Source organism: Streptomyces sp. NPDC093221, from assembly GCF_044753885.1.
Lineage (GTDB): Bacteria > Actinomycetota > Actinomycetes > Streptomycetales > Streptomycetaceae > Actinacidiphila.
In genome coordinates this window covers 1,130,755-1,152,780 of the sequence record NZ_JBIVOA010000003.1, presented here as the reverse complement: position 1 = coordinate 1,152,780, position 22,026 = coordinate 1,130,755, and the positions used below count along the sequence as shown (strand labels likewise).

Genomic DNA, 22,026 nt, shown 5'->3' with positions numbered 1-22,026 from the left:
ACAACGGTTCCCGGCGGGGAACAGACCGCGAAATTTCTCGCATAGCGAACACTCGTCGGTGCTGTCGTCGCCGGTGGCCGTCCTGGGCGTGACGCGGTTCACAACGGGATCGCGACCCGCATGACCAGGCCGCCTCCCTCGCGCGGCTCGGCCACGATGACGCCTCCGTGCGCCCGTGCCACCGACCGCGCGATGGACAGTCCCAGTCCCACCCCCTTGTCACTTCCCGTCCGCTCGGTACGCAGACGCCGGAACGGCTCGAAAAGGTTGTCGATCTCGTACGCCGGAACGACCGGTCCGGTGTTCGCGACCACGAGCAGCCCCTGACCGCCCTCCACGGCCGTGGAGACGTCGACCCAGCCGTTCTCCGCCACGTTGTACCGCACCGCGTTCTGTACCAGGTTCAGGGCGATCCTTTCCAGCAGCACGCCGTTTCCCTGGACGACCGCGCCGTCGAGCCGGGAGCGCAGCTCCACGCCCTTGCCCTGCGCCTCGGCGCGGGTCTGGTCGAGCGCCCGGGAGGCGGCCTCCGCCAGGTCCACCGGCTTGCGGTCCACGATCTCGTTGTCACTGCGGGCGAGCAGCAGCAGGCCCTCGACCAGCTGCTCACTGCGCTCGTTGGTGGACAGCAGGGTCTTGCCGAGCTGCAACAGGTCGGCCGAGGCGTCCGGATCGGAGAGCTGGACCTCCAGCAGCGTCCGGTTGATCGCCAGCGGTGTGCGCAGCTCGTGCGAGGCGTTGGCCACGAAGCGGCGCTGGGCGTCGAAGGATCTCTCCAGCCGGTCGAGCATCTCGTCGAAGGTGTCGGCCAGCTCCTTCAGCTCGTCGTCCGGGCCGTCCAGCTCGATCCGGCGCTTGAGGTCGGAGCCGACCACGACCCGCGCGGTCCTGGTGATCCGCCCGAGCGGCGCGAGCACCCGCCCGGCCATCACGTAGCCGAAGACCAGCGCGACCACGGCCAGGCCGATCAGCGCCAGCAGCGAGCGCTTGAGCAGCACATTGAGCGCCGCCTCGCGCTGGACGGCCATGCACTGCGCCAGGGCGGAGTTGAAGCGCCCCGAATCCGTCTCGTTGATCAGGCTCGGGCAGGTGTTGCTGACGATGTTGACCCGGCCGCTGTTGACGGTGAACAGCGGCTCGCTGCCCTGGTGCAGGGCCTGGGCCGCCAGCAGATAGATGATCCACAGCAGCAGCACACCGGCGATCAGGAACATGCCGCCGTACAGCACGGTCAGCCGTATCCGGATGGTCGGGCGCAGCCAGGGCAGCGGGCTCTCGCCCGGCAGCGGGTCCCAGGGGGGCCTGGGCGGGGTCGGCGGGGCCGAGGGCGGTGCGGGCGCGGGGGAGCCGGCGGAGGGGGACGCCACGCGGATCAGATCCGGTAACCGGAACCGGGGACCGTCACGATCACCGGAGGCTCACCGAGCTTGCGGCGCAGTGTCATGACGGTCACCCGCACCACATTGGTGAACGGGTCGGTGTTCTCGTCCCACGCCTTCTCCAGCAACTGCTCGGCGGAGACCACCGAGCCCTCGCTGCGCATCAGCACTTCGAGGACCGCGAACTCCTTGGGCGCCAGATGCACCTCCGCGCCGTCCCTGAAGACCTCGCGGCGGTTGGGGTCGAGCCTGATGCCGGAGCGCTCCAGGACCGGCGGCAGGGCCGCGGTCGTACGACGGCCCAGCGCGCGGACCCGCGCGGTCAGCTCGGTGAAGGCGAAGGGCTTGGGCAGATAGTCGTCCGCGCCCAGTTCAAGACCCTCCACCCGGTCGCTGACGTCACCGGCGGCGGTGAGCATCAGCACCCGGGTGGGCAGGCCGAGATCGACGATCTCGCGGCACACCTGGTCGCCGTGGACGACCGGGAGGTCGCGGTCGAGGACGACCACGTCGTAGTCGTTGACCCCGATCCGCTCCAGGGCGGCGCCGCCGTCGTAGACCACGTCGACGGCCATCGCCTCGCGGCGCAGCCCGGTGGCAACCGCATCGGCGAGCAGTTGCTCGTCCTCGACGACCAGTACGCGCAAGGCGCTGTTCCTTCCAGAGCGGGGGGACATGAGCGGTCCTGCGGCGGCGCGGAGCCGCGGCCGGAACGGCATGAGCTGTGCGAATGCTCCACCATCCTGCACCTGAGGACCGTAAATCGGCGGTAAGGGACCGACGACGGAATATTCCTCCGGCCGACGGAGGTTTCCGCTCCGAAGCGGGTGGGCAAGACGACTGCACACCCACCCACCACGCCTCGCCACGCGTTTCCCTCGCGTGGTACCTGGCTTGACACACCCCGTGTCAACGACGACGACGAGGGGGCGCCTAATGGACGCGTTCACCACCGGAATCCTCCAGCGCATACACAGCACGGAGACCGATTTGCGCCGGGCCCGGGAGACAGGCGACGACTTCCTCGCCGACGTCGAGCAGGCGGAACTGGAAGACCTCCGCCGACTCGCGTCGGAGAACGGCGTGGACGTACGGCCGAAGGTCGCCTGATCCACACCGGCTGACCCCGAGCCGCACGCCCCGGACACCTCACAGGTGCCGGGGCGTTCGCATGTCTACGCGCGAATATCAGCCGCTCGTCGGACGGTCGGCGTGACACGCCCTGGGAGCGCTGCGAGCCCCGCGGGGTCCTACGAACGCGGCGAGCGCCACGGTCCGCCCCACCTGCCCCGCCGCCCCCGCCGCCGTGCCGACGCTCTAGTCGTGCCAGGCGCCCAAGCCGTCCAGCAGCTCCTGGAGCGGTTCGAAGAGGCCGCCGGGGGCCGCGACCGTCAGCTCGCCCGAGGCGGCCTCTCCCGGCCGTCCACCGGTCAGCGCGCCCGCCTCGCGGGCGAAGAGCGCCCCGGCCGCGAAGTCCCAGGGGTTCAGGCCGCGCTCGAAGTACGCGTCCAGCCGCCCGCAGCCCACGTCCGCGAGGTCGATCGCGGCCGAGCCGCCGCGCCGGATGTCCCGGACCCGCGGCAGCAGGGCGCTCACCACCGTCGCCTGCGCCGCCCGGCGCTCGGACAGGTAGCCGAAGCCGGTGCCGACCAGCGCGTGCGAGAAGGCCGGGGTCGGACGGCAGCGGGCCCGCTCGCCGTTGACGAACGCGCCGCCGCCGCGTACCGCCTGGTACGTCTCGCCGCGCATCGGGGCGGCCACCACACCGGCCACCGCCTCGCCGTCCACCTCCGCGGCGATGCTCACCGCCCAGGACGGCAGGCCGTAGAGGTAGTTCACCGTGCCGTCGAGCGGGTCGATCACCCAGCGCACCCCGCTGGTGCCCTCGCTGCTCGCGCCCTCCTCGCCGAGGACGCCGTCGTCGGGGCGCAGACCGCTGATGTAGGACGTGATCAGCTTCTCGGCCGCGATGTCCATCTCGGTGACGACGTCGATCGGGCTGGACTTGGTGGCGGCCACGCCCAGGTCGGCGGGGCGGCCGTCGCGCAGCAGCTCACCGGCCCTGCGCGCGGCTTCCAGGGCGATCTCCAGCAGCGCGGCGGGCTCGGTCGACGACGCGTCGGGGGTGGGGCTCAACGGGGGGCTCCTTAGTCGGTTCCGGTCACAGCCGGTCTCCGGGCGGGGTCGGTACCTGTCGGTCGTGTCCCGCCGCCCGGCTCCGGTCGGTACCGGTCAGTCGGTTCCGGCGGCGGCGGGCAGCGGGGTCCTGGCCGGGCAGCAGCCCGCGGGACAGATGTCGTGGCTGGGGCCGAGCGCGCCCAGCGCGCAGCGCGCCGGGGCCGCTCCCCGCTCGGTCGCGGCCCGCTCCAGCACCAGGTCGCGCACCGCGGCGGCGAAGCGCGGGTCGGCGCCGACGGTCGCGGCGCGGCTGACCGGCAGCCCCAGCTCCGCGGCCTTGGCGACGGCCTCGGTGTCCAGGTCGTACTTCACCTCCATGTGGTCGGAGACGAAGCCGATCGGCACCATGACGACCGCGGGCGCGCCCTGCGCGTGCGCCTGCTCGAGGTGGTCGCAGATGTCCGGCTCCAGCCACGGGATCTGCGGGGAGCCGCTGCGCGACTGGTAGACGAGCTGCCACGGCCGGTCGACGCCGGTCGCGGCGCGTACCGCGTCGGCGATCACCCGGGCGGTGTCCAGGTGCTGCGCGACGTACGCGCCGCCGTCGCCGTGGCCCTCGACGGGTCCCGAGGTGTCGGCGGCCGAGGTGGGGATCGAGTGCGTGGTGAAGGCCAGCCGGGCGCCGTCGCGTACGTCCGCGGGCAGCGCGTCCAGCGCGGCCAGCGTCGCGTCGGTCATCGGCTCGACGAAGCCGGGGTGGTTGAAGTAGTGCCGCAGCTTGTCCACCCGCGGCACCGGGAGGCCCTCCCGGGCCAGCACGGCCAGCGAGGCGGCCAGATTCTCGCGGTACTGCCGGCAGCCGGAGTACGAGGCGTAGGCGCTGGTGGCCAGCACCAGGACCCGGCGGTGGCCCGCCCGCGCGATCTCCCGCAGGGCGTCGGTCAGATACGGCGCCCAGTTGCGGTTGCCCCAGTAGACCGGCAGGTCGAGGCCGTGCCCGGCGAAGTCCTTGCGGAGCGCGTCGAGCAGTTCGCGGTTCTGCGCGTTGATCGGGCTGACGCCGTCGAAGAGGAAGTAGTGCCGCCCGACCTCCTTCAGCCGCTCTTTGGGGATGCCCCGGCCGTGGGTGACGTTCTCCAGGAAGGGCACGACGTCGTCGGGTCCCTCGGGGCCGCCGAAGGAGAGCAGCAGCAGGGCGTCGTACGGCCCGGCGTCGTGGGGGTCGCGCTGAGGCGGCTGATCGGACATGTCATCGATCCTGCCACCCCGCGACGATCCCGCCGCGCTCCGCCTCCCCGGGCGGGTGCGCCCGGTCACGCGGTGGCTCGCGGTGGCCGCCGCGGGCGCCCTCCGCGCGGTGGAATCCGCGCGGTGGAATCCGGGGCGCCGCGCGGCACAATTCGGTTGCGCGGACTCGTAAGCTGTACGCGCCAGCTACGTTCCTTACCGAGAATTCGGCGACGCCGCCGGGAGCGCCCTTGTCCAGCCCCTATCGCGCGATCTTCACCGCTCCCGGCACCAAGGCGTTCTCCGCCGCCGGGCTGATCGGGCGGATGCCACTGTCCATGCTGGGCATCGGCATCGTGACGATGATCTCCCAGGTCACCGGGAGGTACGGGCTCGCGGGCGCGCTCGCCGCCGCGCTGGCCCTGTCGGGGGCGGCGATCGGACCGCAGATCTCCCGGCTGGTCGACCGGTACGGACAGCGGCGGGTGCTGCGTCCCGCGAGCGCCGTGACGGTGCTGTCGGTGGCGGCCCTGCTGATCGCGGTGCGGGCCGGTTCGCCGGACTGGGTGTACTTCGTGTGCGCGGTCGGCGCGGGCTGCACGCCGAGCATGGGCGCCATGGTGCGCGCCCGCTGGTCGCGGATCCACCGCGGCTCTCCCGAACTCCTGCACACCGCCTACTCCTTCGAGTCGGTGGTGGACGAGATCGTCTTCATCCTCGGGCCGATCCTGTCGATCGGGCTGTGCACGGCCTGGTTCGCGGAGGCGGGCCCGCTGCTGGCCGCGGTCTTCCTGGGCACCGGCGTACTGCTGCTGACCGCGCAGCACGCCACCGAGCCGCCGCCGCATCCGCGCGACCGCCTCTCGGACCGGTCGGTGCTGCGCGAGCCGGGGCTGCTGGTGGTCACCGGCGTCTTCGTCGGCACCGGGGCGCTGTTCGGCGCGGTCGACGTGGCCACCGTGGCCTTCGCGGACGAGCGCGGGCACAAGGCGCTGGCCAGTCTGGTGCTGGCGACGTACGCCCTGGGATCGTGTCTGGCCGGGCTGGTCTTCGGGCTGATGACCCCGCGCGGGACGCCCACCGGGAGGTTCCTGCTGGGCATCGCGTTGATGACTGTGAGTATGATCCCGCCACTACTGGTCGGAAACTTGCCGTTTCTGGCCGTGGCGCTGTTCTTCTCGGGCCTGACCATCGCTCCGACGATGGTGACCGCGATGGGCCTGATCGAAGGGTTGGTACCGCGGACGAAACTGACCGAGGGCATCACGTGGACCTCCACGGGGATGGCGGTCGGGGTCGCCGCAGGGGCCTCGGTGGCGGGTCGGGTGATCGACTCGCACGGGGCGTCGGCGGCTTTCGCGGTGCCCGCCGCCTCGGCGGTCCTCGCCGTGGCGGTGGCGTTTCTCGGGTATCGCCGGCTCATGCCGGCGCCGGAGCGGGAGGGGCCGCGCGATGAGCACGACGGGCAGTACGGCACGCACGACAAGCAGGGTCGAACAGAAGGCGTGGCGTAACTGGGCGGGGAACGTCTCCGCCCGGCCGGCGCGGGCCGTGGCGCCCGCCTCCGTGGGCGAACTGGCGGCCGTGCTGCGGCGGGCCGCCGAGGACGGCCTGCCGGTGAAGGCGGTCGGCTCCGGGCACTCCTTCACCGCCGCGGCGGCCACCGACGGGGTGCTGATCCGCCCCGAGGGGCTGACCGCGATCCGCGCCATCGACCGCGCGGCGGGCACCGTCACCGTCGAGTCGGGCGTCCAGCTCAAGCAGTTGAACGCGGCGCTGGCCGCCGAGGGCCTGTCGCTCACGAACATGGGCGACATCATGGAGCAGACGGTGGCGGGCGCCACCAGCACCGGCACGCACGGCACCGGCCGTGACTCCGGTTCGATCGCCGCCCAGATCACCGCGCTCGAACTGGTCACCGCCGACGGCTCGGTGCTGACCTGTTCGGCCGAGGAGAACCCCGACGTCTTCGCCGCCGCCCGGATCGGGCTCGGCGCGCTCGGCGTGGTCAGCGCCGTCACCTTCGCCGTCGAGCCGGTCTTCCTGCTGACCGCACGCGAGGAGCCGATGGCGTTCGACCGGGTGATGGCGGAGTTCGAGCAGCACGCCACGGAGAACGAGCACTTCGAGTTCTACTGGTTCCCGCACACCGACAGTTGCAACACCAAGCGGAACAACCGCAGCCAGGGCCCGGCCGCGCCCGTCCCCGCCGTACGCGGCTGGATCGACGACGAGCTGCTGTCCAACGGCGTCTTCCAGGCCGCCTGCGTGGTCGGCAGGGCCGCGCCCGCCGTCATCCCCGGCATCGCCAAGCTCTCCAGCCGCGCCCTGTCGGCCCGTTCGTACACCGACATCCCGTACAAGGTCTTCACCAGCCCGCGCCGGGTGCGCTTCGTGGAGATGGAGTACGCGGTGCCGCGCGAGGCGGCGGTCGACGCGATCCGCGAGCTGAAGGCGATGGTCGAGCGGTCCGACTTGCGGATCAGTTTCCCGGTGGAGGTACGGGTCGCGCCCGCGGACGACATCGCGCTGTCGACGGCGTCCGGCCGGGACAGCGCGTACATCGCGGTGCACATGTACCGGGGCAGCCGCTACCAGGAGTACTTCACCGCGGTCGAGAGGATCATGACCGCGCGCGGCGGGCGTCCGCACTGGGGCAAGATGCACACCCGCGACGCGGAATACCTCGCCTCGGCCTATCCGCGCTTCGGCGAATTCACGGCGCTGCGGGACCGGTTGGACCCGGACCGGCGGTTCACGAACGACTACCTCCGGCGGGTGCTGGGCTCGTAGTCGCTTCATACGGGAAAGTCCGCATTTGCACTCGGCGCGCAACCCTTTCGTGTGAGCCGTGCCACTCAACTCCCGCGCTCCTGGCCCAGATTCGACGGCGCGGCAGCCCACCCCGCTGGCCCAAATGGAGTACCGTGGCGAATCCTGGCTCCCGGTTGCCCGTCCGGGTGGTCGGTAGCTGGTCCGGAACGGCGGGAGGGGAGCCCGACGGCACTCGTCCCGGGGTGCCGCGATCGGTCACGCTGAGTGGCCAATCGACCACCGTCCCATAACGGCGTGTCACCGTGTCACCCCGACACGCCGGGTAACTCTGCAAGGTTGTGGCACGCTGCACCCGGGCAGGCCACACTCGTCCAACGGGAGCAGCGACGCACGTGACGTCGGCAGGCACCACCCGGGAGGTAACCGTGCCCGAACTGCGGGTTGTGGCCGTCAGCAATGACGGCACACGACTGGTGCTCAAGGCTGCCGACAGCACGGAATACACACTCCCCATCGACGAACGGCTGCGCGCCGCCGTCCGCAACGACCGGGCCCGTCTCGGACAGATCGAGATCGAGGTCGAGAGCCATCTGCGGCCCCGCGACATCCAGGCACGTATACGTGCGGGTGCGTCGGCGGAAGAGGTCGCGTCGATGGCCGGCATCCCGGTCGAGCGCGTACGGCGCTTCGAGGGTCCCGTGCTGGCCGAGCGCGCCTTCATGGCCGAGCGGGCCAGGAAGACGCCCGTACGCCGCCAGGGCGAGAGCACCGGGCCCCAGCTCGGCGAGGCCGTCGCCGAGCGGCTGTTGCTGCGCGGCGCGGAGAAGGACACCGTCCTGTGGGATTCCTGGCGCCGCGACGACGGCACGTGGGAAGTCCTCCTGGTCTACCGGGTGGCCGGTGAACCGCACTCCGCGAGCTGGACCTACGACCCGCCGCGCCGCCTGGTCGCGGCCGTCGACGACGAGGCCAGGGCGCTGATCGGTGAGAACGCCGCGCAGCAGGAGAGCACGAAGGAACCGAGCTTCCCCTTCGTGCCCAGGATCGCCCGCCTGCCGCGTGACCGGCCTCTCGACCGCGCCCTCGACCGGCAGTTGGAACGGCCCGACCGGCCGGACCGCGCCGACCGCGAGGCCCGCGCCGAGGACCGGCCGGAGCCGGAGGAGCGCGACTCGCTGACCAGCCTGCTCGAAGCGGTGCCCAACTTCCGCGGCGACATGGTCGTGCCCGCGCCTCCGCCGGGCCCGCCGGGTCCTCCGGACGTCGTGCCCGCCGTGGAGCCGGAGGAGGAGACCGAGGAAGAGGCGGCTCCGGCCGCCAGCGCCGGGTCCGCCTACGCCGACGTCCTGATGCCGCGCGCCGTCGCCGGTCACCGCGACCGTCTGGTCGGTACCACCGACCGCCAGGCCGAGGCCGACGGGGTCCGCCCCGGACGCCGGGCCACGGTGCCGAGTTGGGACGAGATCGTGTTCGGGAGCAGGCGCAAGAAGCAGGAGTAGCGCGGGTGGTGCGCGGTTTGGGCAGACCGGGAGCCGACGGCCGTCAGGGGCAGCCACCTTGGTGGCTGCCCCTGACGCGTTGTGCGGCGGCTCGCGCGTTACCGGGTCGCGTGCGGCCGGTACGGGCCCTGCCCGGGCCTGGTAGGGGGTGTCGCTGGGGTCAGCCCGGCTGGGGGCCGGTGGCGACCGGGTGGGCCGGGTCGGCGGACCATTCGCTCCAGGAGCCGACGTAGAGCGCGGCCGCAATCCCGGCCGCGGCGAGGGCGAGGACCTCGTGGGCGCCGGAGACCCCCGAGCCGCAGTAGACGCCCACTTCGGCGTCCGGCCCGGCGCCCAACCCGGTGAAGCGGTCGGTGAGTTCGGCGGCGGGCAGGAACCGGCCGTCGGCGCCGGTGTTCTGCGTGGTGGGTGCGTTGACGGCGCCGGGGATGTGCCCGCCGACGCGGTCGATCGGCTCCGAGTCGCCGCGGTAGCGCTCGGGCGCGCGGGCGTCGAGGAGCACCCCGCGGCGGGCGAGGTCGGCCGCCCCGGCCGCGTCGAGCAGCGGCAGGGCGCCGGTCGCGGGCACGAAGTCCCCCGTGCCCCCCGCGGGTTCGTCCCGGCTCAGCGGGTGTCCGGCCGCGGTCCAGGCCGCGAGGCCGCCGTCGAGGACGCGTACGCGGGTGTGTCCGGCCCAGCGCAGCAGCCACCAGGCGCGGGCCGCGCCCCAGCCCTGCCAGTTGTCGTACACGACGACGTCCCGGTCGCCGCTCACCCCGGCCCGGCGCATGGCGGCGCCGAACTCCTCGGGGTCGGGCAGCGGGTGCCGTCCGCGGGCCCCGGCGGGCCCGGCCAGTTCGGCGTCCAGGTCGACGTACCGCGCGCCGGGTACGTGGCCTTCGAGGTAGGCGGGGTGGCCGGGAGGGCCGCCGAGCTGCCAGCGCACATCGAGCACGGTGACGCCGTCCCGCTCTGCGGCGGAAGCGAGTTCGGTCACGGAGATGAGGGGTTCCATACGCACATTGTGGTCGACCGGTCGTAGCCGCCGTACGGCGGGACACCGTACGGCAACGGCCGCGAAACGGAAGCGACATGACATTTCGGTTGCCGCGCGGCACCAGGGTGATGAATGCGGCGCGGTCACGGCGCGCGCCGCTCCGGGTGGTGCGACGATCGGCTGTGCCACACCATTCCCGACCGGCGGGGCACGCCGTGCCGGCTGCCCGCCAGGAGACCGTAGCCATGACCGAGGTACCGAACCGTCGCCCACCTGGCACCCCTTGCTGGGTCAGCCTCATGGCGCACCGGGCCGACCTTGCGCGGAGTTTCTACGGCGCGCTGTTCGGCTGGGAGTTCGTACCGGGACCGCCCCAACTGGGCACGTACGCCCTCGCCGAGCTGGACGGCCGCCGCATCGCGGGTATCGGCGAGGGGGCGCCCGAGCCGCACCGGCCGGTCGCCTGGACCACGATGCTCGCCTCCGACGACGTCGACGAGACCGCGGAACTGGTCCGCGAATGCGGGGGCACCGTCGGCATCGGCCCCCTCCAGGTCAACGACGAAGGACGGCTCGCCCTCGCCGTCGACCCCTCGGGCGCCGTCTTCGGTGTCTGGCAGGGCGGACTCCTCGGCGGCGCCGAGGCCACCGGCGAGCCCGGCACCCTCGCCTGGAGCGAGTTGGTGACGCGGGACGCGTCGCTCGTCGGCAAGTTCTACGAGGCCGTCTTCGGTCTCGAGGCCGAAGACGCCGCTTCCGACTCCGACGACGTCCTGCTCCGCGTCGGCGGCCACCCCGTCGCCGCGATCCACGGCGTCGGCTCCCGCGTCCCGCGCGACCGAGGGGCCCACTGGACGACCCACTTCGCCGTGGCGGACGTCGATGACGCCGCCGCCCGCGTCACGGCCCTCGGCGGCCACGTCATCCACGCCGCCCACCCGTCCCCCCACGGCCGCACCGCCACCCTCACCGACCCCGAAGGCGCCCCCTTCACCCTCCAGAGCCCGCCGTAGCCCCCGTCCCCCTCGCAACGCGCCGCGGCCCGCCCCTGCACCTGCCGGGGCGGGCCGCGCTGTGTGCGCCGTGCGGGCGCGTCGACCGTCAGAACATGGCCGACGAACCGCCTATGACGGACGGGATGCAAATGGAGGCGAAGGCCGCGAAGGCGACCACACCGCACACAACGCCGACGACCTTGGCGGCAAGTGACTGCTTCATGTCTCTTTGTTCCTCGTTCTGTTGAAGAAATGAGGGTGCTGAGGTACAGCGGGAGAGACTGCCCGAACGATCATCAACCGCGCAAGCTAGGGCCAATGCGCTGATCTTGGACATATGCCACTGGCACCTGCTTCAGGCATATGCGAAACTGCACGCGATGCGTGAACCCGTCGCGGCCCGGCCGCACTTAGCAGAAGGCGCCGTCGCGCGAGCGAACCTTCGGGGATTTCCCGCGTGCGTGAGCGCGGAGGTGGTATGGCCCCGTGACGCACCGTCGTGTCATGCTCACTCTTCAGAGCGTGCCCATCGGCCGGAGGGGCAACGATGGAGGTTCATCTTCTTGGCGCGGTCGAGTTATCGGCGCGAGGCTCGGTCGTACGGCTCGGTTCGGACAGAGAACGCTGTCTGCTCGCGTCGCTCGCTCTCGACGTCGGCCGCCCGGTCAGTCAGGACGTCCTCGTCGGGCGGCTGTGGGACGACGAACCGCCCAAGACGGCCCGCGCCAACCTCCACACGTACATCTCGCGGCTGCGGCACGCCCTGCGCACGGTCGGCGCGGCGACGGCCCAGCGCTCCAAGCCGCCCGCGGTGATCACCCTGCGGGCGCACACGTACACGCTGGAAGCGGAGTCGGAGAGCGTCGACTGGCACCGGTTCGTGCGGCTGTCGCGGGAGGCGGCGGTCGCCGCGCGAGCGGGGGAGGACACACGGGCGCTGGACGGCCTGGACGCGGCCGAGGGGCTGTGGATCGGTGAGGCGCTGGCGGGACTGCCGGGAATCTGGCCGCAGTCGGCGCGGGACATGATGGCCGAGCGGCGGCTCGCCACGGTGCACACCCGGCTGGCGCTGCGCTTACGGCTCGGGCACTTCGCCGATGTCGTCTCCGAGGCATCGGAGCTGACGGGCCGTCATCCGCTGGACGAGACCCTGGCACGGCAGTTGATGGTCGCCCTCTACGCGGTCGGGCGGCATGCCGAGTCGCTGGCCGTCTACCAGCGGGCCCGCACCCTCTTCCGCGCCCAGCTCGGCAGCGAGCCGGGCGAGCCCCTGGCACGGGTGCACGGACAGATCCTCCGCCGGGCCGCGCTCCCCGACCTCATCCCCGGCCTGCGCCCGCCCGCGCCGCGGCCCTCGGCGCCGCCGACGGCCGAGCCCGTCGAGGTGACCGCACCGCCGGTACGGGCCGCGCCGCGCCATCTGCCCAGCCGCAGGCAGGAGTTGGTCGGCCGGGAACAGGAGATCAGCCGTCTCTTACGGGCCGGGCACCGGTCGGGCGGCTCGGGCTGGGTCATCGCCATCGAGGCCATCTCCGGCATGGCGGGCGTCGGCAAGAGCACCCTCGCCCTGCACGCGGCCCACCGGCTCGGCGACAGCTTCCCCGACGGCTCGGTCTTCGTGGACCTTCGCGGACACTCCGTCGCCCAGTCGCCGTTGACCACCGAGGAGGCGCTGGCCGCGCTGCTGCGGGGCTTCGAGGTACCGCCGCAGGAGATCCGCCCCGACCTCCAGGCGCGCACCGCGCAGTGGCAGACGCTCGTGGCGGGAAAGCGCGCGGTCATCGTGCTGGACGACGCCGCCGGCACACGGCAGGTGCTCCCGCTGCTGCCCGACGGCTCACCCTCGCTCGTGCTGATCACCAGCAGGCACCGGCTGGTCGAACTGCCTGCCGCCCACCCGCTGTTCGTGGACGTGCTGCCGCTCGACGACGCCGTCGGCCTCTTCCAGCGGCTGGTCGGCCCGGAGCGCGCCACGGACACCGACCGGATCGCCGACATCGTGACCCGCTGCGGTCTGCTCCCGTTGGCCGTCGAGATCACGGCCAGCAGATTCAAGGCCAGACCCTCCTGGGACCTGGACCATCTGATGGAGCGGCTGTCCCGCAGCCCCGGCAGACTCCAGGAACTGCGCGACGGATACCGCGAAGTGGCCGTCGCCTTCGAGATGTCGTACCACGCGCTCACCCCCGAGCAGCGCTCCGCCTTCCGCAGGCTCAGCCTGCACCCCGGGCCCGACTTCGGCCTGTACGCCGCCGCCGCGGTCATCGGCGAACCGCTGGACCGCACCGAACGCCTCATCGAGGACCTGCTCGAGTACTGCCTGCTCCAGGAGCCCCGGACGGAGCGGTACCGCTTCCACGACCTGCTCGGCGAATTCGCCGCCACGCTGGCGGGGCTGGAGGAGCCGGCGGAGGAACGTGACGCGGCCCTGCGGCGGTTGGGCGGCTACGCGCTACGGGCCGCCGACCGCGCCGACCGGCTGCTGCACCCGCACCGCAACCGGCTGGGACAACTCGCACCGCAGGGACGGGTGAGCGTCCCCCGTATGGCGGACGCCGCCGCGGCCCGCACCTGGCTCGGCGCCGAACTCGAAGGCGCGCTGACGGTCGAACGCGGCCTCCGCCAGCAGGGACACGTCCGGCAGGCGGCTCAACTGGCCCACGCGTTGGGCGAACTGGCGGACTCCGAGGGCTACTGGCGGGAAGGCGTGACCATGCACGAGGCCGCCGCCGCGCACTGGCGGGCCGCCGACCAGCCGCGGGCGGAGGCCCGCGCGCTGCTCGACCTGGCCACCGCCCACGCCCGCGTGAGCCGCTACCCGCAGTCGGCCGAGGCCGTCGAGCGCGCCCTCGCCCTGGCCCGCGGCTGCGAGGACGACGTCGTGACGGCGGAGGCGCTCGGGCAACTCGGCGTCCTGCAATGGCATGTCGGCGAATACGACGCGGGCCTGGTGCTGCACCAGGAGTGCCTGGAGCTGCGGCGCCGCTCCGGTGACATCCGCGGCTGCGGCAGGAGTCTGAACAACGTCGGCATCGTGCACCTCTCCATGGGTGACTATCGCGGCGCTCTGGAGAACTTCACCGCCGCGCTGGCGGCGGTGCGCGAGGCCGGTGACGTCGAACTCCAGGCGACCTTCGTGAACAACCTGGCCGAATTCCACCTCAGGACCGGGGACACGGACTCGGCCCGTGCCTGCTTCAAGGAGGCCCTGGCGATCGGGGCGGTCGTGCTCAGCGAGACCGACCGGGCGGTGATCAGGACCAATCTGGCCGTCGCACTGGGGGAGTTGGGCGACCCGGAAGCGGCCCTGGAACTGGGCAGGACGGCCCTCACCACCTTCCGCCGCACCGGGGGCGTACGGCACGAGGCGCACGCCCTCAATGTGCTCGGCAAGGTGCTGCTGGGCGCGGGCCTGTGGCAGGAGGCGAAGGCCCACCACGAGGACGCGCTGCGTCTGGCCCGGGGGATCGGCGCCAGTCACGAAGAGGCCGCGGCCCTGCGCGGCACCGGAACCGTGGAGCGGGCCCTCGGTGAATTCCCCGAGGCCCGGATGCATTTGGAGGCCGCGTCGGCCCTCGCCCGGCGCATTCAGGCACCCGAGGAGGAGGCGCTGGCCACCGACGTACTGGCCCGGCTGCTGTGGGACGAGGGACGGGCGGAGGAGGCCCGCGCGCTGTGGCGGCACGCCCTGGCCCTTTTCGAACCGCTGAATCCGCTGGAGGCGGACCGGATCAGGCGCTCCCTGGCCCGCGACGACCAGGACGGCTCCGGCTGGTGGCCGAAGGAGGCGTAGGCGCACGGAGTACCGAGCACGGGCATCGGACGGCGGGACAGCAGGGCCGCGTTTGCGCGCGGCCCGACGGCAGAGCGGGGGAGAGCGGCTGTGGAGGCGATCGGTCGCGGGGACGTCGAGGCCGCGCTGCGGCGGGCGGACGCGGCGGGGCGGACGACGGCGGAGGAACTGCTGCGGGAGGCCGTCGACCTGCTCGCGGCGGAGAGCGCCACCGCGCTCGACGGGACGTCCCCGGCCGACCCCGCCGATCCGGCGCGGACGCTGAGCGCCGCCGCGGCCGTCAGCGACACGCTCCGCCGACGCCTGGCGCGGTGGATCGCGTCGACGGCCGCCGACAGCACCGGCACCGCCGGCCCCCGGCACCCCGGTCCCCCAGCGGTCGACGCGCCGCACGCCCCGCCCGCCGACCGCCTGGTCAACACTGTCACCGGCGGCGACCACCGGGGAGGCGTCGTCCAGGGACACACCATCGGCGACGTCCACTGGCACGCCGCTCCGGCGCCCGTGGCGTTGCCGACTCCGCGGCAGTTGATCCCCGCCCCTCGCCGTCTGTCCGGCAGGACACGGGAGTTGGCGGATCTCGACGCCATGCTGCGCGGCGAATTCCGCGCGGGTCCCCTGGTCGCCGTCGTCAACGGGCCTGCGGGAGTGGGCAAGACGGCCCTGGCCGCGTACTGGCTGCGCAGCGTCGCCGCGGACTTCCCCGACGGGCAGATCTACGTCGACCTGCGCGGGCACGCCCCCGAGGGCCCGGCGGCGCCTCCCGAGGCACTGGGCATGTTCCTGCGCGCCTTCGGGATGACGGCGATCCCCGGCGACCCGGCCGAACTCGCCTCCCTGTGGCGGTCCGTCACCGCGAGCCGCCGCCTGCTCCTCATGCTCGACAACGCCATCTCCGCCGCCCAGGTCAGGCCGCTGCTGCCGGGCTCCGAGCAGAGCGTCGTGGTCGTGACCAGCAGGCGGAGGCTGACCGGTCTCGGCCTGGAGGGCGCGGTCTTCCACCCGGTCGGGGTGCTGGACGCCGAGGCGTCCGCGGACATCCTCGCCCAGCGGGTGGGCGTCCTGCGGACCGAGGCGGAGCCCGCGGCCGTGCGCCGGGTGATCGACTCCTGCGGCGGCCTGGCCCTGGCCGTCTGCGTCGCCGCCGCGCGGATGGCGGCCCGCCCCGGCCAGCCGCTGGCGGCGACGGCCGAAGCCCTCGACCGCGGGGAGCAGAGCCTCGCGGAACTGCGGATCGGAGAAGAAGCCGCTGTGCAGAGCGCCCTCGACGCGTCCTACCGCCTGCTGCCGGAGGACGCCGCCGCGTTGTACCGGCTGCTGGGCGTACTGCCCTTCGCCGACGTGGGCCTGCCGCTGGCCGCCGCCGCGACCGGCCGCGGCGAGGCCGTCGCCGACCGGCTGCTGGAAACGCTGGCCGAGGCCAGCCTGTTGGAGGAGGCGGCGGGCGGACGGCACCGCTTCCACGACCTGGTCCGCCTGCACGCCCGCGGCCTCGCGGAGGCGCGCGACGCGGAGCCGGTCCGTACGGCCGCCGTACGCCGGGCGCTGGAGTGGTACCTGGCAACGGCGACGGCCGCGGAGGAGCTGATCAGCCCGTCCCACCGCACCTTGGACCGCGACTACCCGGCACTGTCCCCCGACCGGGCCCACACTTTCACCGAGGAGAAGCGGGCGCTCGCCTGGCTGGCGGCCGAGCAGCACCACCTCATGACGGCGGTGCGGCTGTCCGCCGCGCGCGGCTGGGACGGCCTGTGCTGGCAACTGGTGGACGCGCTGTGGCCGCTGTGGCTGCGGCTCAGACCCTACGCGCTGTGGGTCGAGGCGCACCGCCTCGGCCTGGAGGCGGCCCGCCGCGCCGGGCACACGCCGGGCGAACTGCGGATGCTGACCTCCGGTGCCACCGGTCTGTGCGACTGCGGCGCCACGGACGAGGCGATCGTGTGGTTCGGCCAGGCGCTCGACCTGGCGCGGTCGGCGGGGGACCGGCTCGGCGAGGCCCAGGCACTCCACGGCCTCGGCCAGTCCCACCACTACGCCCGGCGGCTCGACGAAGCGGCGGACTGGTTCGGCCGGGCCCTGCGGCTGCGCGAGGAGATCGGCTACGTCCGCGGCGCCGCGCTCTCCCGGATGTCCCTCGGCGACACCGCCCGGCTGGCCGGCCGTCCGGAAGCCGCCGTCGCGGCGCTGCGCCAGGCGCGGGCCGACCTGCTGGCACTGCCCGACGCGTACGAGGCGAACCGGGCGCTGGCGCTGCTCGGCCGCGCGCTCGGGGAGGCGGGCAGGACCGGTGAGGCCGAGACCTGTCTGCGGCAGGCAGCCGCGGAATTCGAGGCGCGCGGTTCGGTGCACTGGGAGGCGTACAGCCTGGACATGCTCGGTGTGGTCCTCCAGCGGGCCGACCGCCCGGACGACGCGAGGCGTGCGTACGAGCGGTCGGTCGCGCTCTACGAGAGCGTCGGGGCCTCCGACACGGACCGGGTCACGGCCCGGATCGCGGAGCTGGACGCCGGACCGGGTACGGCACCCGAGCCGGATCCGCCCGTCGGCTCCGGCACGAGGTGAACGGCCCACCGGCCGGCCCCGCCGGGCTCTCGTGAGGCCGCCGCGACCAGCAGTGGACGGTTCAGCGGCAGCCGGGCAGCGGCGCACGCGTGCAGGAGCGACCCGACGGCGGCCGTGGCGGCGCCCCCGCCGACCGTCCCGCACCCGCCCGGGGGCCCGGACGCGTACACCGTCAGCGGGGGAGCGCCGGTGACGGCGGCGAGCCACGCGGAGCCCCCGCCGCCGTATCCCGCGCAGACCGCCAGGACGCCGGGATGACGGCGGAACACCCGCCGCGTCCAGGCGAGCGCGACGGCCCGGGAAGGCAGCGGCAGACCGTGCCACAGCACGTCGGCGCTGTCCCGCCAGGGCACGCAACGGGCGTCGTCCCAGCGGACGCTCAGGTGCTCGTCGGCGAAGGCGCCCCCGAACGGCGCCCCGTCACCGCCCACCAGCAGCTCCACCCGGACCTCGCGGCACCCCGGCACGGCGTGCCCGGAATCCCGGCTCACGGTGACCCGCCGCCCTCGGCCGATGCCACGGGCGGCGGCAGCGGGTCGGGGAGATCCAGTTCCCGCGTCTCCGGCTCGTGGGCGGGCTCGCCCAGCTCCAGCAGCCGGTACATCAACCGCCGCATCCGGCCGTTGAAGCGGCCCGGCTCCGAGGAGATCCGCGCGGCGATCCTGCGGTACGCGCGCCGGTCGTAGTGGTCGCGCGCGTAACGGAGCTGCCGCGACAGCGAATGCGTCAGGGAGATCGCCGGCGCGAGGGCCGCCAGCGCCGCTCCCGGCGAGTGCGGATTGACGTCCTGACCGGGAAAGCGGGCCATCACGATCGGGACGTCGCACATCGCCGCGTACAGCGTCAGCGAGCCGTGGTCGCCGATCACCGCGTCCGCCGCGACCAGCAGCGGACGCCAGTCGACATCGGGCGCGATCGGCTGAACGGCCTGCCGGCCGTCGCCCGCCAGCCACGCGCGCACCTGCCATCCGCCGTGGCCCGCCCAGGCGTTGGGGTGCAGCAGCAGATACGTACGGAAGCCGTCCGCCGGGTCCAGGTCGGCGAGCACCCGCGGCAGCAGTGCCTCCAGCCGGTTGAAGCTCGACCCGAGGCCCCAGGTGGAACAGACCAGCACCAGCTTCTCCCCGTCCCGCAGGCCCAGCGCCCTGCGGTACTCGTCCCGGCGCCCCAGGCTGCGCGCGATCCGGTCGTACGAGGCGTCCCCGACCACCTCGGCGATGGGCAGCGCCTCGGGGCAGGACCGCGACAGCAGCGCCAGGTCGTCGCGGTGGGCGAGCGCGTACGCGGCCGGGACCACGCGGTCGCCGATCATCAGGAAGTCCCTGGCCAGACCGCTGACGCCGCGCCGAGCCGCGCCGGACGGCCCGGACAGCTTCATGTGACCCGCGCCGTGCGGGATCCGCAGCAGGGGGCCGCGCAACTGTTCAAGGCCCTGGGAGCCCGCGGCCAGCACCAGGTCGTACTCCTCGGTCACCGCCTCGGACCAGGGCAGCACCTGGGCGTCCAGCGCCGTCAGGAAGGCGCCGACACCCGGGTTGAAGGCGTGCGGGGCGATGGTGAAGCGTACGTGGATCCGCAGATCGGAGCGGAGCAGTTCGAACACGTCCTTGAGCCGCTGCCCGTACACCACGGTGTGCACCACGACCAGGACTCGCTTGCAGTCGGACAGTGTGGACCACCGTCCGGGATCGCGTATGGCCGGGCCGGTAAGCCCGTCTACCGCTGACATGGGTGAAACCCCCCGAAGTGAGTCTTCTCTCCTGCGACCGGTGCCCGGCCGCAGGAAGCGGCTTGCCCGGGGCGTCTGGCGGAAGGCTTGCCAAACCCTTGCCGAAACCTTGCCCGGCAGGCCGGGGGACGGGCGGTCTTGGGACCCGGGGGGAGCGAACGGGCCGCGACGGCGCGAAGTCCGCGCCCGGCGCAGCGTTCTCCGGGTCACGCTCGCGGCAACGGCCCGGTCCCGCTCGGGGCGTCAAGACGCCGTCAAGGTCGCCCCGGCGGTGGCCGCGCGCCCGGAATATCCCGTTGCGCGGTTCTAGAGTCGGAGGGTGCGCCTGCCGGGCCGTCCGGGCGAAGGGGGCGGCGGAGCGGGACGATGGAGACATGGCACGCGGGAAGCTGCGCATTTATCTGGGGGCGGCACCTGGTGTGGGGAAGACCTACGCCATGTTGTCGGAGGCGCATCGGCGTGCGGAGCGCGGTACGGACGTGGTGGTCGGGTACGTGGAGCACCACAGGAGGCCGCGGACCGAGGTGATGCTGGCGGGCCTGGAGGAGATCCGGCGCAAGGAGATCGACTACCGGGGGACCGTGTTCACGGAGATGGACGTGGACGCGGTGCTGGAGCGGGCGCCCGAGGTGGTGCTGGTCGACGAGTTGGCGCACACCAATGTGCCGGGGTCGCGGAACGCGAAGCGGTGGCAGGACGTCGAGGAGCTGCTGAAGGCCGGGATCCACGTCGTCTCGAACGTCAACATCCAGCACCTGGAGTCACTCGGTGACGTGGTGGAGTCCATCACCGGGGTGAAGCAGCGCGAGACGGTGCCGGACGAGGTGGTGCGCAGGGCCGACCAGATAGAGCTGGTCGACATGTCGCCCCAGGCGCTGCGCCGCCGGATGGCGCACGGCAACATCTACGCCCCCGACCGGGTCGACGCGGCGCTGTCCAACTACTTCCGCCCCGGCAATCTGACCGCGCTGCGCGAGCTGGCGCTGCTGTGGACCGCGGACCGGGTCGACGAATACCTCCAGCAGTACCGGGCCGACCACCGGATATCGGCCGCGTGGCAGGCCAGGGAGCGGATCGTGGTCGGCCTGACCGGCGGCCCCGAGGGCCGCACGCTGCTGCGGCGGGCGGCCAGGATGGCCGCCAAGGGCTCGGGCAGCGAGATCCTGGCCGTGCACATCGTGCGCAGCGACGGCCTGGTGTCCGGCTCGGCCAAGGAACTGGCCGTCCAGCGGGCCCTGGTCGAGGACCTGGGCGGATCCTTCCACCACGTCATCGGCGACGACGTGCCGGACGCGCTGCTGGACTTCGCGCGCGGCGTCGACGCCACCCAGATCGTGCTCGGCACGAGCCGCCGCAAGGCGTGGCAGTACGTGTTCGGGCCGGGCGTCGGCAGCACCGTGGCCCGCGACTCCGGCGACATCGACGTCCACATCGTCACCCACGAGCACGCCGCCAAGGGCCGCGGGCTGCCCTCCGCGCGGGGCGCGAAACTCGGCCGCTCCAGGGTTGTGGCGGGCTGGCTGACCGGCGTCGCGGGCCCCGTACTGCTCGCGGTGCTGCTCACCCGCTGGCACCCCGGCATGAGCCAGGCCACCGAGATGCTGGTCTTCCTGACCATGACGGTCGCCGCGGCCCTGATCGGCGGACTGCTGCCCGCGCTGGCCGCGGCCCTGGTCGGCTCGCTGCTGCTCAACTACTACTTCACGCCGCCGACGCACTCCTTCACCATCGCCCAGCCAGAGAACATCATCGCCATCGCGATCTTCATCGTCGTCGGCGCCGCCGTCGCCTCCGTGGTGGACCTGGCCGCCCGCCGCACCCAGCAGGCCGCGCGGCTGCGCGCGGAGGCCGAGATCCTGTCGTACCTGGCGGGCAGCGTCCTGCGCGGCGAGAGCTCGCTCGAAGCGCTGCTGGAACGGGTCAGGGAGACCTTCGGCATGGACGCCGTGGTGCTGCTGGAACGGGACGACGAGCACGCGGCCTGGCACTGCGCCGCGAGCGTCGGCAGCACCCCCTGCGTACGGCCCGAGGACGCCGACGTGGAGGTGCCCGTCAACGACCGGCTCACCCTCGCGCTCACCGGCCGCGTCCTGCCCGCCTCCGACCGCCGTGTGCTGTCCGCGTTCGCCGCGCAGGCCGCCGTGGTGCTGGACCGCAAGCGGTTGACCGACGAGGCGGCCAAAGCCAGGGAGCTGGCCGAGGGCAACCGGATACGTACGGCCCTGCTGGCCGCCGTCTCGCACGACCTGCGCACCCCGCTCGCCGGGATCAAGGCGTCGGTGTCCTCGCTGCGCTCCGCGGACGTCGCCTGGTCGCCTGAGGACGAGGCGGAACTGCTGGCCGGGATCGAGGACGGCGCCGACCGCCTGGACCACCTGGTGGGCAACCTCCTGGACATGTCACGGCTCCAGACCGGCACCGTCTCCCCGCTGATCCGCGAACTCGACCTGGACGAGGTGGTGCCGATGGCGCTCGGCGGCGTCCCCGAGCAGAGCGTCGCCCTCGACATCCCCGAAACGCTCCCGATGGTCGCCGTCGACCCCGGCCTGCTGGAGCGCAGCGTCGCCAACGTCGTCGAGAACGCCGTCAAGTACAGCCCGGAGGACGAGAAGGTGCTGGTCGCCGCCAGCGCGCTCGGCCACCGCGTCGAACTGCGCGTGGTCGACCGCGGCCCCGGCGTCCCCGAGAGCGCCAGGGACCACATCTTCGAGCCGTTCCAGCGGTACGGGGACGCGCCGCGCGGCAACGGCGTCGGCCTCGGCCTCGCGGTGGCGCGCGGCTTCGTCGAGGCGATGGGCGGGACACTGGTCGCCGAGGACACACCCGGCGGCGGCCTCACGATGGTGCTGACGCTGCCCGCCGCGCACGGGGCCCCCGCAGCGCCCGGCGTTCCCGACCGGCCCGCCACGGCCGTCTCATGACCGAACAGAAGAGCGCACAGAAGATCGAACAGAAGAGCGAACAGAAGAGGAC

At 73.2% G+C, this 22,026-nt stretch carries 15 protein-coding genes; 8 read left to right on the top strand and 7 right to left on the bottom strand.

The window, feature by feature from the left end:
- Window positions 1-98: 98 nt before the first annotated feature.
- A complete protein-coding gene (locus ACIQCJ_RS16845) occupies window positions 99-1,367 on the bottom strand; it encodes a HAMP domain-containing sensor histidine kinase (protein ID WP_355338466.1) in 1,269 nt (422 codons plus the stop codon).
- Window positions 1,368-1,372: 5 nt separating this feature from the next.
- Window positions 1,373-2,026: a response regulator gene (locus tag ACIQCJ_RS16840; RefSeq protein ID WP_391163844.1), complete on the bottom strand. Its 654-nt coding sequence runs from the start codon at window positions 2,024-2,026 to the stop codon at window positions 1,373-1,375.
- 289 nt (window positions 2,027-2,315) lie between these two features.
- On the opposite strand from ACIQCJ_RS16840, the gene ACIQCJ_RS16835 reads away from it, so the two are divergent.
- Window positions 2,316-2,489 (top strand): hypothetical protein, encoded by a 174-nt coding sequence (locus ACIQCJ_RS16835; protein ID WP_188282026.1) that lies wholly within the window; start codon window positions 2,316-2,318, stop codon window positions 2,487-2,489.
- A 207-nt stretch (window positions 2,490-2,696) separates the two neighbouring features.
- Here ACIQCJ_RS16835 and ACIQCJ_RS16830 read toward each other — a convergent pair whose 3' ends face one another.
- Both ACIQCJ_RS16830 and ACIQCJ_RS16825 read right to left on the bottom strand, forming a co-directional pair.
- Window positions 2,697-3,515 carry an inositol monophosphatase family protein gene (locus ACIQCJ_RS16830; protein WP_402711725.1) on the bottom strand — a complete coding sequence of 273 codons (819 nt, stop codon included), beginning with the start codon at window positions 3,513-3,515 and terminating at the stop codon, window positions 2,697-2,699.
- Between the two features lie 96 nt (window positions 3,516-3,611).
- Window positions 3,612-4,745 carry a ferrochelatase gene (locus tag ACIQCJ_RS16825; protein ID WP_402711724.1) on the bottom strand — a complete coding sequence of 378 codons (1,134 nt, stop codon included), beginning with the start codon at window positions 4,743-4,745 and terminating at the stop codon, window positions 3,612-3,614.
- 230 nt (window positions 4,746-4,975) lie between these two features.
- Between ACIQCJ_RS16825 and ACIQCJ_RS16820 the strand changes: the two genes are divergently transcribed.
- The 3 genes from ACIQCJ_RS16820 to sepH all read left to right on the top strand — a co-directional run bounded on the left by ACIQCJ_RS16820 (window position 4,976) and on the right by sepH (window position 8,998).
- Window positions 4,976-6,238 (top strand): MFS transporter, encoded by a 1,263-nt coding sequence (locus tag ACIQCJ_RS16820; protein ID WP_402711723.1) that lies wholly within the window; start codon window positions 4,976-4,978, stop codon window positions 6,236-6,238.
- The gene (locus ACIQCJ_RS16815) at window positions 6,177-7,517 is read left to right on the top strand and encodes a D-arabinono-1,4-lactone oxidase (RefSeq protein WP_402711722.1); all 1,341 of its coding nucleotides are present in this window, start codon (window positions 6,177-6,179) and stop codon (window positions 7,515-7,517) included. The genes ACIQCJ_RS16820 and ACIQCJ_RS16815 overlap by 62 nt, the downstream gene beginning before the upstream one ends.
- Before the next feature lie 374 nt (window positions 7,518-7,891).
- Window positions 7,892-8,998: a septation protein SepH gene (gene sepH, locus ACIQCJ_RS16810; RefSeq protein ID WP_355338482.1), complete on the top strand. Its 1,107-nt coding sequence runs from the start codon at window positions 7,892-7,894 to the stop codon at window positions 8,996-8,998.
- Between the two features lie 160 nt (window positions 8,999-9,158).
- Here sepH and ACIQCJ_RS16805 read toward each other — a convergent pair whose 3' ends face one another.
- Window positions 9,159-9,992: a sulfurtransferase gene (locus ACIQCJ_RS16805; protein ID WP_402711721.1), complete on the bottom strand. Its 834-nt coding sequence runs from the start codon at window positions 9,990-9,992 to the stop codon at window positions 9,159-9,161.
- A gap of 227 nt (window positions 9,993-10,219) precedes the next feature.
- Between ACIQCJ_RS16805 and ACIQCJ_RS16800 the strand changes: the two genes are divergently transcribed.
- The 3 genes from ACIQCJ_RS16800 (at window position 10,220) to ACIQCJ_RS16790 (ending at window position 17,324) form a co-directional block, all read left to right on the top strand.
- Window positions 10,220-10,987, top strand: coding sequence for a VOC family protein (locus ACIQCJ_RS16800; protein WP_402711720.1), 768 nt, complete (start codon window positions 10,220-10,222; stop codon window positions 10,985-10,987).
- A gap of 529 nt (window positions 10,988-11,516) precedes the next feature.
- Window positions 11,517-14,762 carry an AfsR/SARP family transcriptional regulator gene (locus ACIQCJ_RS16795; protein WP_402711719.1) on the top strand — a complete coding sequence of 1,082 codons (3,246 nt, stop codon included), beginning with the start codon at window positions 11,517-11,519 and terminating at the stop codon, window positions 14,760-14,762.
- A gap of 90 nt (window positions 14,763-14,852) precedes the next feature.
- Window positions 14,853-17,324 carry an ATP-binding protein gene (locus tag ACIQCJ_RS16790; protein ID WP_402711718.1) on the top strand — a complete coding sequence of 824 codons (2,472 nt, stop codon included), beginning with the start codon at window positions 14,853-14,855 and terminating at the stop codon, window positions 17,322-17,324.
- On the opposite strand, the gene ACIQCJ_RS16785 is transcribed toward ACIQCJ_RS16790, so the two are convergent.
- Both ACIQCJ_RS16785 and ACIQCJ_RS16780 read right to left on the bottom strand, forming a co-directional pair.
- Window positions 17,207-17,815 carry a hypothetical protein gene (locus ACIQCJ_RS16785; protein ID WP_355338497.1) on the bottom strand — a complete coding sequence of 203 codons (609 nt, stop codon included), beginning with the start codon at window positions 17,813-17,815 and terminating at the stop codon, window positions 17,207-17,209. The genes ACIQCJ_RS16790 and ACIQCJ_RS16785 overlap by 118 nt on opposite strands.
- Window positions 17,812-19,053 carry a hypothetical protein gene (locus ACIQCJ_RS16780; RefSeq protein ID WP_355338500.1) on the bottom strand — a complete coding sequence of 414 codons (1,242 nt, stop codon included), beginning with the start codon at window positions 19,051-19,053 and terminating at the stop codon, window positions 17,812-17,814. Before ACIQCJ_RS16780 ends, ACIQCJ_RS16785 begins: the two co-directional genes overlap by 4 nt.
- A 374-nt stretch (window positions 19,054-19,427) precedes the next feature.
- Between ACIQCJ_RS16780 and ACIQCJ_RS16775 the strand changes: the two genes are divergently transcribed.
- Window positions 19,428-21,974 (top strand): DUF4118 domain-containing protein, encoded by a 2,547-nt coding sequence (locus ACIQCJ_RS16775; RefSeq protein ID WP_402711717.1) that lies wholly within the window; start codon window positions 19,428-19,430, stop codon window positions 21,972-21,974.
- The last annotated feature ends 52 nt before the right edge of the window (window positions 21,975-22,026 follow it).

What these genes read in the sequence shown, in the direction of transcription:
- ACIQCJ_RS16835 (WP_188282026.1), top strand. Translation starts at nt 2,316, where the DNA reads ATGGACGCGTTCACCACCGGAATCCTCCAGCGCATACACAGCACGGAG.
- ACIQCJ_RS16825 (WP_402711724.1), bottom strand. Translation starts at nt 4,745, where the DNA reads ATGTCCGATCAGCCGCCTCAGCGCGACCCCCACGACGCCGGGCCGTAC.
- ACIQCJ_RS16815 (WP_402711722.1), top strand. Translation starts at nt 6,177, where the DNA reads ATGAGCACGACGGGCAGTACGGCACGCACGACAAGCAGGGTCGAACAG.
- ACIQCJ_RS16805 (WP_402711721.1), bottom strand. Translation starts at nt 9,992, where the DNA reads ATGGAACCCCTCATCTCCGTGACCGAACTCGCTTCCGCCGCAGAGCGG.
- ACIQCJ_RS16800 (WP_402711720.1), top strand. Translation starts at nt 10,220, where the DNA reads ATGACCGAGGTACCGAACCGTCGCCCACCTGGCACCCCTTGCTGGGTC.
- ACIQCJ_RS16795 (WP_402711719.1), top strand. Translation starts at nt 11,517, where the DNA reads ATGGAGGTTCATCTTCTTGGCGCGGTCGAGTTATCGGCGCGAGGCTCG.
- ACIQCJ_RS16780 (WP_355338500.1), bottom strand. Translation starts at nt 19,053, where the DNA reads ATGTCAGCGGTAGACGGGCTTACCGGCCCGGCCATACGCGATCCCGGA.
- ACIQCJ_RS16775 (WP_402711717.1), top strand. Translation starts at nt 19,428, where the DNA reads ATGGCACGCGGGAAGCTGCGCATTTATCTGGGGGCGGCACCTGGTGTG.